Here is a 15,742-nt window from a genome sequence, read left to right on the forward strand (position 1 = left end):
ATCAGTCATCCGCCTTGGCGAGCACTTCGTTGGTCTTGCGGATACCGGCCTGATCCAGGGTCAGATCGGCTTCGGTGACTTCCAGCGGCGTGATCGGGAACGTGTGGCGCCACTTGGTTTCCGGCAGGTCACGGTAGGCGGCGAGGATGCCGATGTAGCGGCTGCCCTCCTCCACGCTGAGTTTCAGTTCCACGGTTTCACCCGGGCGCAGTTCGAGTTCTTCGCTGGCCACCAGATCCGGGTTGAGGGATTCCTTGGCTCGCTCATAGAGGCTGAAGAAATCGGCGTTCTCGAACGTCACCGGGTGCTTGAGTTCGAACAGGCGCACCACGATTGGCGACGGACGACCATTGAGGTCCGGGTTCAACTGATCGCTGCCGGTCAGCTTCAGGTTGATCTTGGTCACTTTCGAATACGGCGACAGCGACGAGCAACCGGCGAGCAGCACCAACAGGGTGAGCGCGGTCAGCGTCTTGAAAAAAGCGGTCGAGCGGCGAGACATGCGCGTCATCCTTGGTGGTCGGTGTGGAGGGTGGAGATCAGGCGGATCTGTTCTTCGTAAGCCTGGGCGAAGTCGCGCGCCAGCAGGCGCTCGCTCCAGTCATCGTCCTGACGCAACGCCTGGTGATAACGGTTGAACGCTCTCCAGCGGCCGCCGGAGGTGGCGAGCAACGGCTTGTTGTCGCGCTCGAAACGCAGGGTCAACTGTTCCGGCGAGAAGTGCTCCAGGGTGCCGCGCACCGCCGCACGGCTGGCGGTTAGCAGCGCCACCTGATGCGCCTGCAAGTCGCGGAACGCACGGGAGATCGCCTGCTCGGCCGGCAAGTGTCCCGGCTTGTGCGGCTGCAACAGGATGTCCAGCGCTTCGCTCGGATCGACCGCGAACTTCAGCGGGTTCTTGTTGGTGCCTTGCACGGTGGTCTGGGCCAGACGCAGCTCGTTCTTCAGCTCCGAGCGGGTGCGCAGGCTCTGTTGCAGACCACCGATGCTCTGGCGCAGCAGACGCGCCGCATTCAGCGCGAGGGCTTCACGTTCGTCGTGGCCGAGGTGCTTCACGTCCACGCCGAGGGCTGCGCCGAATTTGTCCCAGAACGTTTCGCTCTGACGCTCGACGGCTTTCGGTGCAGGCGCGGGCTCAGGTTTGGGCTCGACGATCAACTCCGGCACCATCAGGCTTTCCATGTCGATACGCGCATAGTCGGCGCGCTGACGGGAGTCCGCGGGGTCGGTGGTCGGCGCGAGCATTTCCTCGAATTCCGAGTACACGCGCTCTTGCTGCTCCAGCGACTTCAACGGATCGAGATCAAGGAACGCATCGTCCGGAATGATGCTGCCAGCGGCACGCGGCAAGCCCACTTCGCCATCGAACGTCGCCGGGTCACGCACCAGTCGCGCACGAATCTCGAAGTCGCCCAGCACGTAGGTGCTGCCGTGCTCGATGCGCACCGGTTCACCCTTGTGCAGGCGTGCGCCGCTTTCGCCGTCCTGCACCCCATTGCTGCTGGTATCGGTCAGGAAAAACGTGCCCTCGCGATAGCTGACAATCGCGTGATGGTTGGACAGGTGCCGCTTGCGGTCCGGGATGATCCAGTCGCAGTCCTCGCCCCGCCCGATCACGCCGCCGGCCTGTTTGAAGGTCCGCTGGCACAGCTCGGTGGGCACGAACTGCTTGGTGTTCAGCATTTCGAAAACCAATTCCATGTTTGATGCTCCTTGCGGTCACTTGCCGCGATTGACCGCCTGCGGATCACCCAATGGGCGGTAATCGTTATCGTTGAATTTGTAATTGCCGCTGCAGCCGCCGAGGCCGCATAGAACGACGAGGGTCAGCAGGACAGCGTGCCAGTGACGAACAGACATCAGAGGGTCTCCAGGTGTAGACAAAGCACAAAGCGCCGACCCTTTCGGGCGGCGCTGATATAAGCGGACGAGGTGAAACCGACGGACTTTTGCCTACCCATCGAAGTCACCCAGATTGATGTTCAAACGGCCGAGCCGGTACAGCAGCGTGCGCCGGGGCAAGCCCAGTTCGCGGGCCGCGAGCGTCTGGTTGCCGTCGTTCTTGCGCAGGCAATCGAGCAGCAGATTGCGTTCGACCGCTTCCAGTCGTTCGCGCAGATTGAGGCCGCAGTGGTCTTCCGGCGCCGATGCCGGTTCCAGGCGCAGCGAGAAATGCTCGGCGAGCAACTCGCCGCCCTCGCACAGCAAAACCGCCCGTTCGACCAGGCCTTTGAGTTCGCGCACATTGCCGGGAAAGGTGTAACCGGACAGGTGATCCAGCGCCGCTTCCGACCAGCGCACCGGATCGCGTTGCAGGAATGCGCAGGCCTTGTCGGCGAAGTGCTTGGCCAGATCGAGGATGTCGCCTTCGCGCTGACGCAGGGCCGGCAATTCGATCGGGAATTGCGCGAGGCGGTAGTACAAGTCCTCGCGGAATTTGCCTTCGCTGACCAGCACCGACAGATCACGGTGAGTCGCGGCGATGATGCGCACATCGATCTTGTGGGTGTCGTTGGAACCCAGCGGACGGATCTCGCCTTCCTGCAACACGCGCAGCAACTTGGCCTGCAACGCCAGCGGCATGTCGCCGATTTCGTCGAGCAACAGGGTCCCGCCATTGGCCGCATCGAACAGCCCTGCGCGGTCGCGGTCGGCACCGGTGAAGGCGCCTTTGCGGTAGCCGAACAGCTCGCTTTCCAGCAGGTTTTCCGGGAACGCCGCGCAGTTCTGCACGATGAACGCCTGGGACCGGCGCGGGCCGCAATCGTGGATCGCGCGCGCGACCACTTCCTTGCCGGTGCCGGTCTCGCCGCGCAGCAGCACGGTGTACGGGCTGTGCAGGACTTTGCTGATCAGCGAGTAGGTCCGACGCATCGCCGCGCTCTTGCCGATCAGGCCGTAACCACTGGCACTCGGCAGGCTGCGCACGACCGGTGCAGCCGCATCCATGGGTTGCCGCAGGCGCTGCAGCAAATGCAATTGACCGAGCACGAACGAGCCGAGCTGACCGAGGGAATCGGCAAACCCTTGCAGGTTGATGTGGCGACGGCTGGCGCACAGCAACAGACCTTCGACAGCCTTCTGCCCGTTGACCAGCGGCACGCACAACAGTGACTGCCACGGCGTGGCCGACGCCGGCAGGAAACTGGTTTCGTGCAGGCTGCCGCCCAGGTCGTCAAGGCACACCACGCGGTTCTGGCACAGGGCGAACTGCAGCAATTGTTCGCCGTTGTAGTCCGCCGGCAGGCTCGCCGCACCACGCGGTTGCAGCAAGCCGTCGAGGCACTCGGCGTTCATGCCCAGGCACGTGTGGGTGGCATCGAGCAGATACAACTGCGCCAACTCGCAGCCACTCAACCCGGCCACGCCGCGCACGAAGTCACCCAGCAGCGCAGCACCGTCCGCCGAGCGCGACAGGCTGGCGAACTGCGCCAGCAAGGCTTCGGCATAGAGCAGTGGCTGCGGCACTTGAGTGAACATCACACTCACCTCAGGCGAACTCGCAGGTCACGCTGGCTTCACCGTCGAGCGTCGCATGCACGCGCTTGAGGCTTTCACCGGTGGCCATGGCGTCGAGCAGGCGGTCAGCCACCAGCGGCAGCACGTGCTGGTCGAGCAAATGGTCGATCAGGCGCGCACCGCTTTCGCTCTGGGTGCAGCGCTCGGACAGGTGATCGACGAGGTTCTGGCACCAGGTGAAATCCAGCTGACGACGGTTCAGGCGCTCGCCCAGACGACCGAGTTTGATCTCGATCAGCTCGCGCAGCACCGGGCCGCCGACCGGGTAGTACGGCACCACTTTCATCCGCGCCAGCAGGGCCGGTTTGAAGTGTTTGCTGAGTACCGGGCGAATGGTTTCTTCCAGCACTTCGGCAGTCGGACGCGCGCCGTCTTCGCAGAGGTCGCTGATCTTGTCGCTGCCCAGGTTCGAGGTCATCAGGATCAGCGTGTTGCGGAAGTCGATCTCGCGACCTTCGCCGTCGTTGGCCACGCCTTTGTCGAAGATTTGGTAGAACAGGTTGAGCACGTCCGGATCGGCCTTCTCGACTTCATCGAGCAGCACCACCGAGTACGGCTTCTGGCGCACGGCTTCAGTGAGCATGCCGCCCTCGCCGTAACCGACGTAGCCTGGCGGTGCACCGATCAGGCGGGAAACGGTGTGCTTCTCCTGGAACTCGGACATGTTGATGGTGGTGATGAAGCGATCGCCGCCGTACAGCAGGTCGGCGAGTGCTAGTGCAGTTTCGGTCTTGCCGACGCCGCTCGGGCCCACCAGCAGGAACACGCCGACTGGTGCATCAGGCTTGTTCAGGCCGGCAGCGGTGGCGCGCATCGAACGATCCAGTGCGTGCACGGCTTGTTCCTGACCACGGATGCGGGTGCGCAGGTCGGTGGCGAAGCTTGCGACTTTGGCGTTGTGTTCGCGGGCCAGTTGCGCCAATGGCACGCCGGTCCAGGCGCTGATCACTTCGGCCACCAGACGCGGGCAGACTTCGAAGCTGACCAGACGCTCCTTGACCTGAGCGGCGGTCAGGGCGCTGTGGGTTTCGTTGAGTTGCGCTTCCAGCGCTTCGACGCTTTGACCTTCTTCAACTTCAGCGACCACGGTTTCGATCACCGTGCCTTCGGCGTCTTCCTCAACGCTGACGGTTGGCTCGATGGCGGCAGCTTCACGAGCCTTGGCCAGTTGCTGACGCAGCTCCAGCAGGCGCTCGGCCAGTTGCTTCTGTTCGGTCCACAGGGTTTCCAGCGCGACCATTTCGGCTTCGGCTTCGTCCAGACGCGCTTCCAGAGCATCCAGCGCTTCGTGGTCGATCAGCAGACCGGCTTCGGCATCGCGGCGCAGGGCCTGACGCTGACGGCCACCTTCAGCCAGTTCGCCACGCAGGCGCTCCAGGCTTTCCGGGGCGGCGGCGAGGCTGATGCGAACGCGGGCGCACGCAGTGTCGAGCACATCGACGGCCTTGTCCGGCAGTTGTCGACCGGCGAGGTAACGGGCGGACAGCTCCGCTGCCGACACCACCGCGTCATCGCGCAGGTAGATGCCGTGGCTCTTCTCGTAGACCTGAGCCAGGCCACGCAGGATGGTCACGGCTTCGCTCACGGTTGGTTCATGCAGTTGAACCGGCTGGAAACGACGGGCCAGCGCCGGGTCCTTCTCGAAGTATTTCTTGTACTCGGCCCAGGTGGTCGCGGCGATGGTGCGCAGTTCGCCACGGGCCAGCGCCGGTTTCAGCAGGTTGGCCGCGTCGGAACCGCCGGCATTGCCGCCCGCGCCGATCAGGGTGTGGGCTTCGTCGATGAAAAGGATGATCGGCTTCGGCGAGGCTTTGACCTCGTCGATCACGCCTTTCAGACGACGTTCGAATTCACCTTTGACGCTGGCGCCCGCTTGCAGCAGGCCCATGTCCAGCGACAGCAGCTCGACGCCTTTGAGCACTTGCGGCACTTCACCGGCAGCGATGCGCGAGGCCAGGCCTTCGACGATGGCGGTTTTACCGACACCGGCTTCACCGACCACGATCGGGTTGTTCTTGCGGCGACGGGCGAGGATGTCGACCATCTGGCGGATCGCGCCATCGCGGCACAGCACCGGGTCGAGTTTGCCGTCGCGGGCCTGCTGGGTCAGGTTGTGGGTGAAGCGCTCCAGCAGCGATTCGCCCTGGGCGGCCGGTTTGCCGTTGGTCGCGGCCTGAGGCTGTTGCGACAGGGCGAATTCTTTCAGGCGATCAATGTTCAGTTTGGCGAGCAGCGGCTGATAACGGCTGCCGGCGTAGCGCATCGGGTTGCGCAGCAGCGCGAGGATCAGCGCCGCGTCTTCGACCGAGGTCTGGCCCAGTTCGAGGTTGGCGACCAGCAGCGCGTCTTGCAGCCACTGCACCAGTTCCGGGGCAAACACCGGGTTGCGCGAGGCACTGTGTTCAACGCGAGATTGCAGCGCGGCGCTCAGTTCGCCAGCGTCAACGTCGGCATCCTGCAGTGCGCGGGAGAGCAGACCGTTCGGACGCTCCAGCAGGCCGAGCAGCAAGTCTTCGACCAGAATCTTGCTGCCGCCACGGGCCACGCAGCGCTCGGCCGAACGCTCCAGATCGCGACGGGTTTCGGCGTCCAGCGCCTGGATGAGTTGTTGCAGGTCTACGTTGATCATGGCTCACGTCCTTAATGAATTTTGCTGCCCAGGGTCACCACACCGTCTGCTTTTTCGCAGCCCAGCCAACTGGTCCACCCCAGGCGACAGTCGTTCTTCTCGCCAATGCGCAGCTCACGGATTTCTTCCGGGCGCAGCACCAGGCGAATGTCGTAATCGAGCGGGTCACGCAAGGTGAACCGCACCAGCGCGCAGAGCGGCTGGTAACCGAAACCGATGGGCAGGAATTCGTGGAATCGCTCCCAGTCGAGTTCTGTGATGTGAATGCGGAACTTGCCGCTGCGGTCGCGCACGCGTTCGCCCAGCACCAGGTCTTCACCCAGCACGCTGTTGGCGAAGCCGAGGCGGTTGCGCTGTTCTTCGAGGATTTCCACGCGGCGCTCGATGCACTGCTCGATGACCAGGTCTTCGTGCTTGAAGTAGTAACGCAGCACCGCTTCGATCAACGCCGCCGAGTGCGCGCGCAGGCTAAGCAGGCCGAGGTAAGGCAGCAGGCGTTTCCAGTTCAGTTCCTTGGCCTTGCGGATCTCGTCGCCGCCGAGGCCGATCAGAGCGAACAGCTGCGACGAAAACGGGTCGACCGCGCCGCTCTGGAAGCTCGCGCGATAGCGGTACTTGCGCCAGATCGGCAGCATCAGCCGTTGCAGGCGATGGTGGAACAGGTCGAGGAAGTTGCGCGTCGGGTTGCCGTCTTCGCTGTCGCCCAGGGCTTGTTCGCCGTAGAACGCCGGTAGCGGTGAACCGGAACCGACCAGGCCGATCAGGTTGAACCGCAGCCGCGCGCGCATCTGTCCGTGCTCTTCGAAAAACTCCACGCGATCGACATCGCTGCGCGGAAATCCAAGGCTCGGGTTGGCCTGGAATTCCAGCTGGTCGTACAGGTCGTCTTCGCTCAGGTACGGGTGCGCCTCGCGCAGCCGGTCGATCACCAGCAGCACGGCCTGAAACAGCGAGTACTCGCGTATTACCTTCGTCAGCCCGCTTAAAGCAGGGGCTGCAGGCCCATACGTGGTGTCCATTGGTACACCTCTCCCTGTGTGCTTTTTACCCGCAGCTCGTGGAATGAATTGAGACTGGCGTAAAGCGCGAAAAACTCGTTGAGAACCGAGGCGAAGACGAACAGGTCGCCCTCACCGATATACCCTTCCGGGTCGATGGTCAGTTCGGTGCGCAGACCGCGCACCGGCAAGCCACGGTGCAGCCGGTCGACGTGGTGATGCTTGATCAGTTTCAGACCGCCGAGCAGGCGCTTGCTGACCTTCTCCGCGTGCTGGTCGTAGTAGCGCGGCAGGTCGTAGGTTTCCAGAATCACCTTCAACGCATTGACGTCGGCTAACGACAAGTAGTTGAGCGACATGTTGCTGATCAGTTTCCACAGGAAGTCACGGTTCAGCGGCGGCGCGAAACTGGAAGTGGCCGGGGTGATGTTGCGGAAACTCAGGAACTCCGGGGTCTCTTCGCAGGCCATGCAGATCTGCCCGAGCTTGAGCTTGCGCGGCAGGTTCTGGTTGGTGCAGACCAGCTCGATCGACAGGGTTTCATGGGCTTCGGTGTGGCGGATGCCGAAGCTCAGGTAGGTGTCGAGGCCGTCGTGCAACAACGACGAGCGCTGGCGGATGCTGTAATGCGGACGGCTGTTGGGCACGTCGAAACTCGGGTCGTGCTCGAAGGATTCGAACGGTACGTACTCCTGATAACCGAGGCCGCCGGGCTTCCAGCCGGTCACGGTTTCCACCGAGAACACGCCGCAGTTTTCCAGATCGAATTCCGCCGGCAACAGCAGGTATTCATCCTGCTTGCCGTCGAGGCGGATCGGCAGTGCGTCGTGCTTGAACAGGTTGACGATCGGCGTGCAGAACAGCTTCACGTTATCCGTCGTCGGACGCATGCGCATGATGCCGCTTTTGCGGATATCGAAGCGCAATTCCAGGCCGCGCATCTGCTTGAGGGTATCTTCCGGCAGCGCCTTGAGAATGTCCAGGCCGTGGACATCGACGAACAGGAACTTGTCCTGGAAGGCGAAGTATTCCTGCAGGTAGCGATAGCCCCGGAAGGTGTTCAGCGGATACGGGATCAACGCTTCTTCTTCGGCAAAGCCCACAGGCTTGACGCGGTCACCCGGAATCTTGAACGCCATCGGCTTGCCGCTCACGCCATCGATAGGCTTGCCGGCGCCGTCGAGGGGGATCAGTTCGATGCCGTCGAGGTTACGCAGCAGGCTCAGGTAGAGCATCTGGCTGATGTAACGCTCGCCGGCAAAGTGCAGGCGCAGCTTGCTCAGTTCCAGCTCGCCGAGGTGGCCGTCGGCACTCATCTCCAGGCGCAGGCTGAGCAGCGAACCGTCGCCCTTCACCGAGTAGTTCAGCGCGGCCAGATCCAGCGCCATGACTTCGGTCGGGTAGCAGGTGCGGAAACGGCAGCGCACGTCTTCGATGGGCACGCTTTCAATCGGCGTATCACGCTCGACCTTCAGCGCCGGCCCCGAGCGCTTGAGCGGATCGAACTGCAGAATGCTGAACGCCGGCAGCGGGCGCATGTAGTTCGGCCACAGCAACTGCATCAGGGAATGGCTGAGCTCCGGCAACTCGTCATCGAGCTTCTGGCGCAAGCGACCGGTCAGAAACGCAAAGCCTTCCAGCAACCGCTCCACATCCGGATCCCGCCCGGCCTGCCCCAGGAACGGCGCCAACGCCGGACTACGCTCGGCGAAACGGCGGCCCAGTTGGCGCAGTGCGGTGAGTTCGCTTTGGTAGTAGTGGTTAAAGGACACGGAGAGTTACCTGTTTATCGTTTTTTCAAGAAAACCGGGTGGGTGATCAGCGCCAAGGCGCTTCACGGGCAGAAAGCCCCGTCATCGAGCGTCCAGGAGCGAACTGCTTTCTCTTCGGTCTTTTCAACGCCTGCTATCGCTTTGCGCAACGCTTGCGCATCGATGGTTTTACTGGCCGTTGGGCTTTTCAGCATCAGGTTGTATCGGTGGCTGATCTGACCCAATACGTCTTCGCCGAAGGATTGATAGTTGGCGACGGAGTTGCGTTCATTCGGAGCCAACGTGAAGCTGCGTGGCTGATCGTCGTAGTTGGAGTCGTTTGCCAACGTCAGCTCCAGCGGTACTCCACAAGTGTTCTGCAGGTACACGTCATTGCGGTAAACCTGTTGGACAGTACAGGCAGCCAATGAGAGGCCCGCCCAGCTCGACATGTAGATCATTCCTGGCAGTTTCATGGGCAGATCGAAGCCTCGCGGATCGTCCACTCGCGCTGGGTTCCTTCAGTGACTTTCTCGACAACGGCCAGGCGCTGTTTCAACTGAGTAGCGTCAATGGATTTACTGCCCGCAGCGTCGTTGATGGTCAGCTGATAGTTGCTCGGGATCTGTTCGATCACGTCTTCACCGTAAGAGGCAAAGCTCGCCACGAGCGCACGAGCGCCTGTTGCAACGGTCAGGTTGCGATCCAGTGAGTGCATGTTCGAGCTGTTGGAAACCTTCATCTCGAGTGGCTGGCCACAACGGTTTTCCATGTACACATGGTTGTTGTAGACCTGCTGCGCTGCGCAGCCGTACAGGGAGACAAACAGCAGAATGAAACCGGCGAACCTAGTCATCGAATTCAACCCTGGCCAGCCAGAGCAGGCTTTTCACGTCTTGTTCAGAAGCGGCCATGCGCTTCTGCAGGCTGGCGGCCGACTGGGTGTAGCTGCTGAAGTAATGCATTACATCCACCTCCCCCGTGCTCGGTGTCGGATGGTTTGCCTTGGGGTTTTGCATCAACGTTGACGTTTCTTTGTGCGTCCACGAGTAATTCGGGATCAGTCCGCCACCGTATTCGTTGAGAATCAGATGCCCGAACTCATGGGCCGAGGTCTCTTTGAACTCTTCCTGTGCATAGTTGGCAGCATCCGCAGCCGCAAGGCCTTGACGCTTGACGAGTTGGTCAAAGGCATAGCCGGCGTTGTGGTAAACCTTCCGGGCAATTGCCAGGCTGGTCGAACGACCGAAGTCCGCTGACAACGAGTCAATCAACGGGAAGTTCCCGGCCTTAGGCTCGACGTTGACCTCGGCCTTGACCGTGACTTTGTAGACCCCTTTGCTGGTGGTGATCCCTTCGGCGATACCACCACCGCGCGAACCATTGCGTGACCAATACAATTCGATGCCTTCCTTGGCCCAACCCAGCAAAGTGCTGAACGGCGTAGGCACCAGGCCAGGCGTAGAACCACTGCTGCCACCATTCGAGAAGCTCGGGCGCAGCGTTACTTCCACGGTCTTGGCATTGCGATCAATACGCACATCGACCCACTTCACCTCTTCAGCCGAACAAGTGAGCTTCACTTCGGTGACTTGCTGCTTGCCCGCTCCGGTCGCGGTCAGACGAACTTTGAGGTTCGGGCTTTTCAGGATTTTGGTGTCGAGGATGCCGGCAGTGTCGTACCCATCCCATTGCCACGGGTGCTTGCCAGGGGGCAAGAACGGGGCGGTATTGGCTTCGGTGTAGACCGGCTTTTCACCGTCCAGCACTTCCAGCTTCACACTATCTGCCGCGTCCATCCGGTTCTCGACGACAAAGTCGACCAGCTCGCGGTTTTTCGATGTTCCGGACTTCAGTTCATCGAAGTCCGGTATTTCCAGCGGGGTCAAAACCGAGTTGCCACCCGACTTCAGACCCAGTCGGTACTCCAGAGCAGCGGCGACCGCAACCGCTGCCAGCCCCGAGAATGGTGCGGGCGTATGCGAATTCCCGATGATTACCGTCCCGGAGCCGGCAGTGACCTTGTTGCCATGGGCCCCGACCGAACCAACGGTGGCAGCCGGCTTGCCGTTGATCAGAACCGTCGTCGCCAGATCGCCGACCAATGCGCTACCACACGCCGAAGCATCGCCCTGGCGAGCGGCCGGGAGGCCGTCGAAGAACACGTCGCCGGAACCGGCGGCAATCGGGTTGGTGCCGTGACCGGGGAGCGGGCAAGCAGTGGGGTCGGATACGCGTGCTGCAGGTTTGCCAGACATCGGGGTTCTCCTTAGGTGACCTTCACTTGACCGCTGCCATCCAGGCGCGCGGCAAAACTGACCTGACGCTTGAAACCCTCGACTTCCAGTAGGCCTTCGATGCTGAAGGCCAGGCGAAGCTGGTCGTGGTCACGCGGCAGGGAAATGACACGCACGTTGCTCAGGCGCGGCTCGTAGGCTTCGATGAAGCTTTCGATGGCCAGGCGGGCCTGACTCAGGGAGTCGTGCAGGCTCAGGCGCATGTCATTGAGATCGGGCAACCCGTAGTCGGACAGCGTTTGCACACTGCCCGCCCGGGTGCTGAGCATTTTGGCCAGATGGGCAGCCACCGACGCCATGGCCGAAGCCTCGAGGCTCTTGCCCTTGCGCTGTTCCGCGTCGCCGTTGAGGCGCTCGAAAAGGCTGCCGTATCCGTCCATGAGTCGCTCTTACTCTTTGTCCAGCTTGCCAACCAGCGACAGGGTGAAATCGGCACCCATGTACTTGAAGTGCGGGCGCACGTTCAGGCTGACGCGGTACCAGCCCGGCTCGCCTTCAACGTCGCTGACGATCACTTGCGCAGCGCGCAGCGGACGACGGCCACGCACTTCGGCGCTCGGGTTTTCCTGGTCGGCCACGTACTGGCGGATCCACTTGTTCAGTTCCAGCTCGAGGTCGGTACGCTCTTTCCACGAACCGAGTTGCTCGCGCTGCAGCACTTTCAGGTAGTGAGCCAGGCGGTTGACGATCATCATGTACGGCAGTTGGGTGCCGAGCTTGTAGTTCAGCTCTGCAGCCTTGCCTTCTGCGCTGATGCCGAAGAACTTCGGCTTCTGCACCGAGCTTGCGGAGAAGAACGCCGCGTTGTCGGAGCCTTTGCGCATGGTCAGGGAGATGAAGCCTTCCTCGGCCAGTTCGTATTCACGACGGTCGGAAACCAGAACCTCGGTAGGAATCTTGGTTTCGATTTCGCCCATGCTTTCGAAGTGGTGCAGAGGCAGGTCTTCAACCGCGCCGCCGCTCTGTGGGCCGATGATGTTCGGGCACCAGCGGAACTTGGCGAAGCTGTCGGTCAGCTTGGTGCCGAACACGTAAGCGGTGTTGCCCCACAGGTAGTGCTCGTGGCTGTTGGCAACGTTTTCCTTGTACACGAACGATTTGACCGGGTTTTCTTCCGGGTCGTACGGGTTACGCAGCAGGAAACGCGGAACGGTCAGGCCGACATAGCGGGAGTCTTCCGAAGTACGGAAGCTCTGCCATTTGGCGAATTGCGGGCCTTCGAAGTGATCTTTCAGATCCTTCAGGTCCGGCAGACCGGTGAAGCTTTCCAGACCGAAGAATTTCGGGCCGGCGGCGGCGATGAACGGCGCGTGGGACATGCAGGCTACGCTGGACACGTACTGCATCAGCTTCACGTCCGGCGAGCTTGGGGACATGTAGTAGTTGGCGATGATCGCGCCAACCGGCTGACCACCGAACTGGCCGTATTCAGCGGTGTAGATGTGCTTGTACAGGCCCGACTGCATCACTTCCGGCGAATCTTCGAAGTCGTCCAGCAGGTCGTCCTTGGAGACGTTGAGGATTTCGATCTTGATGTTTTCGCGGAAGTTGGTGCGGTCGACCAGCAGCTGCAGGCCACGCCACGACGATTCCAGCGCCTGGAAGTCCGGGTGGTGCAGGATTTCGTCCATCTGACGGCTGAGCTTGGCATCGATCTCGGCGATCATGCGGTCAACCATGGCTTTCTTGACCGGCTCACCGTTGTTCTGCGGCTTGAGCAGCTCTTCGATGAACGCCGACACACCGCGCTTGGCGATGTCGTAGGCTTCGTCGTCCGGCGTCAGGCGGGTTTCGGCGATGATGCTGTCGAGGATGCTGTACTCGCCGTTTTCTGCGGCGTTCTGTTGTGCTGCGCTAGTGCTCATTGTGTTGGCTTCCTTGGCTGCTGGAGTCTCAAGCGTCCGGGGCTGCGGCGTTCAGGCCCAGCTCACCGAGTACGCGACCGCGGGATTCGTCGTCGGCGAGCACGCCTTCGATGGCTTTACGGAACGCAGGTGCGTTACCCAGCGGGCCTTTGAGGGCCACCAGCGCATCGCGCAGTTCCATCAGTTTTTTCAGCTCAGGCACTTGCTCGACCAGGCTGGCCGGGTTGAAGTCCTTCATGGAGTTGACGCGCAGTTGCACAGCCAGCTCGTCGGCCTCGCCATCTTCCTGCAGACGGTTCGGCACGCTCAGCGTCAGACCCAGCTCTTGCTTGGCCAGCACTTCGTCGAAGGTCATCTTGTCGATGCTGATCGGCTTGCGATCCTCGATCTTGCGATCGTCCTTGCGGTGGGTGTAGTCACCGATTGCCAGCAGCTTCAGCGGCAGTTCAATCTCTTCCTGAGCACCGCCGGTGGCGGGTTTGAAGGTGACGTTGATGCGTTCCTTGGGGGCTACCGAGCCTTCTTTGGCCATGGCTTTTCTCCTTGCGGTTGTGGCCCTGGGGCCTATTCGAGTACCACTTCGAGGTCGAGGTGGCACAGCCTGCGATAAATCTCTTCCTTGCGTTCACGTACGGCATGGTTCTGCGGTAACAACTCGCAGCAACTGTGCAGCAGGTGCAGCACTTCCAATGCAAGATCGGGCTCCCAGGCGTGCAGGCCTGAGTCCTGTAATGTCTGATCGAGGGTTTCGAGCTGGTTCTTGGCCAGTTCGTATTTCTTGGCCAGGAAGCACAGCCGCGCGAGGGCGAACTGCCAGAAAAAGCGTTCGCGACCGCCGTGTGCCGATTGCAGGCCCTGCTTGAGGATCTGCACGGCGGGCTTGAGGCCTTCCTTGCGCAGGATCGGCTGGACTTCTTCGAGAGCCTTTTCCCAGGCTGGCTGGGTTTCGGCGTTTTCGGTTTCGACCTTGCGCGGCGCGCTGGCGCTTTGCAGGTGCGGCATGACGTTGGCGGCGATCCACGCCCGGGTGGACGGATCGGCGAACGGCGCGCCGTCATGGAAACGCAGCTCAATGATGCCGGGCAGGCGCTGAATCAAAAGCGCGAAGTGGATTTCCACTTCGCGCATGGCCAGCTCGGCGTTGAGATTCTGGAGACACTCCCAGACCATCCTCTGGCCATCGAACCAGAATGGCGCCTTCGCCAGGCTCGCCTCCAGTTCCACCAGCAGGTCGGCGTATTTGCCCTGATCGAAACGGTCCTGATACTGCTTGAGCTTGTCGACCGGCAACCCGCGCAGCACGGTGATCTGCTCGGCATTGCGCTCGGGAACGGCGTCGATCGTCATCCACAGCAAGGTGCGGTTGAGGCGCAGGGCGCGCAGATCGGTGGCTTTCTGCTTGAGCCACCAGGCGCACAACGGACGGGCGCTTTCCTGCTGGGCGCGCAGGGCCTTGTGGGCTTCTTTCTCGTTGTCGATCGGCGCGCCGGGCGCCAGCAACTGGCTGGCGGCCTGTTTGACCTGTGCCACCGCCGCGCCCACCACGCCGGGAGCCGGCTGGTTGTCGGCGGCGCGCTGGATCATGGTTTTCAGGCGGCGGGAAAGCGGCAGCAGCAGCGGTGCATCATCGCCCAGATGCTCGGTGCAGGCGGCGTCGAGACCGGACAGATGCTCCGATAACTGCCGGAACATCGGCAGCTGTTCCTTGATCGCGATGTTCTCGGTGATCACCTGCTCCAGACGCGGCACCAGCCAGCCAATGGCGGCGGCCCGGGTGCGGGGTTTGAGCGGGTGAATCTCGGCCCAGTTGTTTTCCGACAAATGGTGCAGAAAACCGAGGCCGGCTAGCAGACCGGGGAAGGATTCACGCTGGTACAGCGACCAGGTCAGCCAGGCGCCGACACGCAAATCCTTTGATTGAGTACGCAGGAGGTTTTCGCTGTTTTCGCGAATTTTCAGCCAGTCGATCTGCCCGCTTTCGTGCATCGACGAGGCTTTGGCCAGCTCGCTTTCCAGCGCCTCGAACTCGCTCGAGAAACGAACGTCTTCGCCCGCAAAATTCTCTTTGGAAACAGAGACTTTAGCGAGTTCGAGGTAATGGGCGGAAAGTTTGCTTGAGTAGGACATCCATGGCCTTTATTTGGATTACGGTCGTGCGCCTATTGGAATTGCAGCGGCGCGGGACAGTATCGAAGAGCAGTGGGAAAACTCATCCAATTGAGTGTTTGCTCTTTCAAGTGCGCGCATCGTAATCAGTATGATGGCCACTAGCAAGCATCTGATTAAACAACAAGACGAAGTGTTCATTGGGGTGTGTAGGAGATCGCCCTATATGTCGCAGGGTTTTCCCTGATATCGGTTTATATTTCACATTTTCGGCATTCTGCCCCGTAAGCATTGATCTAGAGCGCCCAGTGTAAGCCAGCAACAGTGATGGCACGCCCGTTCCATAAATACGGATAAAAGCATGACAAAAACGAAAAAAATTTGAAGTAGGACGCTTCCGAAAATACACGCTCATCTATTAACAAATGACTGGCGACAACTACAAACAGTAAAAGTGCCATCAAATTGATGGCAATTCATACGTTGAATATTGTTGGAATACCTGCACAGACAGCACTATCGCAGGGGGCGTTATCGCCTTGAATCACTTTCCCACAGGCATTTCCCACAACCCTGA

At 61.1% G+C, this 15,742-nt stretch carries 13 protein-coding genes and 1 pseudogene; all 14 read right to left on the reverse strand.

Annotated elements, in window-relative coordinates:
* Position 1: 1 nt before the first annotated feature.
* Complete coding sequence (tssJ, locus tag NH234_RS00345; RefSeq protein ID WP_085731356.1) at positions 2-502, reverse strand: type VI secretion system lipoprotein TssJ; 501 nt, start codon at positions 500-502, stop codon at positions 2-4.
* 5 nt (positions 503-507) lie between these two features.
* Positions 508-1,701, reverse strand: coding sequence for a type VI secretion system-associated FHA domain protein TagH (gene tagH / locus NH234_RS00350; protein WP_367255275.1), 1,194 nt, complete (start codon positions 1,699-1,701; stop codon positions 508-510).
* A gap of 18 nt (positions 1,702-1,719) precedes the next feature.
* Positions 1,720-1,860 (reverse strand): hypothetical protein, encoded by a 141-nt coding sequence (locus NH234_RS00355; RefSeq protein ID WP_003229566.1) that lies wholly within the window; start codon positions 1,858-1,860, stop codon positions 1,720-1,722.
* Between the two features lie 93 nt (positions 1,861-1,953).
* Positions 1,954-3,480, reverse strand: coding sequence for a sigma-54 interaction domain-containing protein (locus tag NH234_RS00360; protein ID WP_367255278.1), 1,527 nt, complete (start codon positions 3,478-3,480; stop codon positions 1,954-1,956).
* 10 nt (positions 3,481-3,490) lie between these two features.
* Positions 3,491-6,148 carry a type VI secretion system ATPase TssH gene (gene tssH / locus NH234_RS00365; protein ID WP_367255280.1) on the reverse strand — a complete coding sequence of 886 codons (2,658 nt, stop codon included), beginning with the start codon at positions 6,146-6,148 and terminating at the stop codon, positions 3,491-3,493.
* An 11-nt stretch (positions 6,149-6,159) separates the two neighbouring features.
* Positions 6,160-7,167 (reverse strand): type VI secretion system baseplate subunit TssG, encoded by a 1,008-nt coding sequence (gene tssG / locus NH234_RS00370; protein ID WP_367255283.1) that lies wholly within the window; start codon positions 7,165-7,167, stop codon positions 6,160-6,162.
* The gene (gene tssF / locus NH234_RS00375; RefSeq protein ID WP_007954380.1) at positions 7,131-8,918 is read right to left on the reverse strand and encodes a type VI secretion system baseplate subunit TssF; all 1,788 of its coding nucleotides are present in this window, start codon (positions 8,916-8,918) and stop codon (positions 7,131-7,133) included. The genes tssG and tssF overlap by 37 nt, the downstream gene beginning before the upstream one ends.
* A 62-nt stretch (positions 8,919-8,980) precedes the next feature.
* Positions 8,981-9,403 (reverse strand): hypothetical protein, encoded by a 423-nt coding sequence (locus NH234_RS00380; RefSeq protein WP_256576001.1) that lies wholly within the window; start codon positions 9,401-9,403, stop codon positions 8,981-8,983.
* Positions 9,370-9,753: a hypothetical protein gene (locus NH234_RS00385; protein ID WP_085731352.1), complete on the reverse strand. Its 384-nt coding sequence runs from the start codon at positions 9,751-9,753 to the stop codon at positions 9,370-9,372. The genes NH234_RS00380 and NH234_RS00385 overlap by 34 nt, the downstream gene beginning before the upstream one ends.
* Before the next feature lie 1,120 nt (positions 9,754-10,873).
* A pseudogene (locus tag NH234_RS00390) lies at positions 10,874-11,155 on the reverse strand (PAAR domain-containing protein); the annotation flags it as partial.
* 11 nt (positions 11,156-11,166) lie between these two features.
* Positions 11,167-11,574, reverse strand: a complete 408-nt coding sequence (gene tssE / locus NH234_RS00395; protein ID WP_085685965.1) for a type VI secretion system baseplate subunit TssE — start codon at positions 11,572-11,574, stop codon at positions 11,167-11,169.
* Positions 11,575-11,583: 9 nt separating this feature from the next.
* Positions 11,584-13,059: a type VI secretion system contractile sheath large subunit gene (tssC, locus tag NH234_RS00400; protein ID WP_367255284.1), complete on the reverse strand. Its 1,476-nt coding sequence runs from the start codon at positions 13,057-13,059 to the stop codon at positions 11,584-11,586.
* Positions 13,060-13,087: 28 nt separating this feature from the next.
* Positions 13,088-13,591: a type VI secretion system contractile sheath small subunit gene (gene tssB, locus NH234_RS00405; RefSeq protein ID WP_003229587.1), complete on the reverse strand. Its 504-nt coding sequence runs from the start codon at positions 13,589-13,591 to the stop codon at positions 13,088-13,090.
* Between the two features lie 32 nt (positions 13,592-13,623).
* Positions 13,624-15,186, reverse strand: a complete 1,563-nt coding sequence (gene tssA, locus NH234_RS00410) for a type VI secretion system protein TssA (RefSeq protein ID WP_085731349.1) — start codon at positions 15,184-15,186, stop codon at positions 13,624-13,626.
* Positions 15,187-15,742 lie beyond the last annotated feature (556 nt).

This window comes from Pseudomonas sp. stari2, assembly GCF_040760005.1.
GTDB lineage: Bacteria > Pseudomonadota > Gammaproteobacteria > Pseudomonadales > Pseudomonadaceae > Aquipseudomonas.

Excerpts from the sequence above, each read along its gene's own strand:
- tssC (WP_367255284.1), bottom strand. The coding sequence starts at position 13,059 with ATGAGCACTAGCGCAGCACAACAGAACGCCGCAGAAAACGGCGAGTAC.
- NH234_RS00355 (WP_003229566.1), bottom strand. The coding sequence starts at position 1,860 with ATGTCTGTTCGTCACTGGCACGCTGTCCTGCTGACCCTCGTCGTTCTA.
- tssH (WP_367255280.1), bottom strand. The coding sequence starts at position 6,148 with ATGATCAACGTAGACCTGCAACAACTCATCCAGGCGCTGGACGCCGAA.
- NH234_RS00360 (WP_367255278.1), bottom strand. The coding sequence starts at position 3,480 with ATGTTCACTCAAGTGCCGCAGCCACTGCTCTATGCCGAAGCCTTGCTG.
- tssB (WP_003229587.1), bottom strand. The coding sequence starts at position 13,591 with ATGGCCAAAGAAGGCTCGGTAGCCCCCAAGGAACGCATCAACGTCACC.
- tssJ (WP_085731356.1), bottom strand. The coding sequence starts at position 502 with ATGTCTCGCCGCTCGACCGCTTTTTTCAAGACGCTGACCGCGCTCACC.
- tssE (WP_085685965.1), bottom strand. The coding sequence starts at position 11,574 with ATGGACGGATACGGCAGCCTTTTCGAGCGCCTCAACGGCGACGCGGAA.
- NH234_RS00385 (WP_085731352.1), bottom strand. The coding sequence starts at position 9,753 with ATGACTAGGTTCGCCGGTTTCATTCTGCTGTTTGTCTCCCTGTACGGC.
- tssA (WP_085731349.1), bottom strand. The coding sequence starts at position 15,186 with ATGTCCTACTCAAGCAAACTTTCCGCCCATTACCTCGAACTCGCTAAA.
- tssG (WP_367255283.1), bottom strand. The coding sequence starts at position 7,167 with ATGGACACCACGTATGGGCCTGCAGCCCCTGCTTTAAGCGGGCTGACG.
- tagH (WP_367255275.1), bottom strand. The coding sequence starts at position 1,701 with ATGGAATTGGTTTTCGAAATGCTGAACACCAAGCAGTTCGTGCCCACC.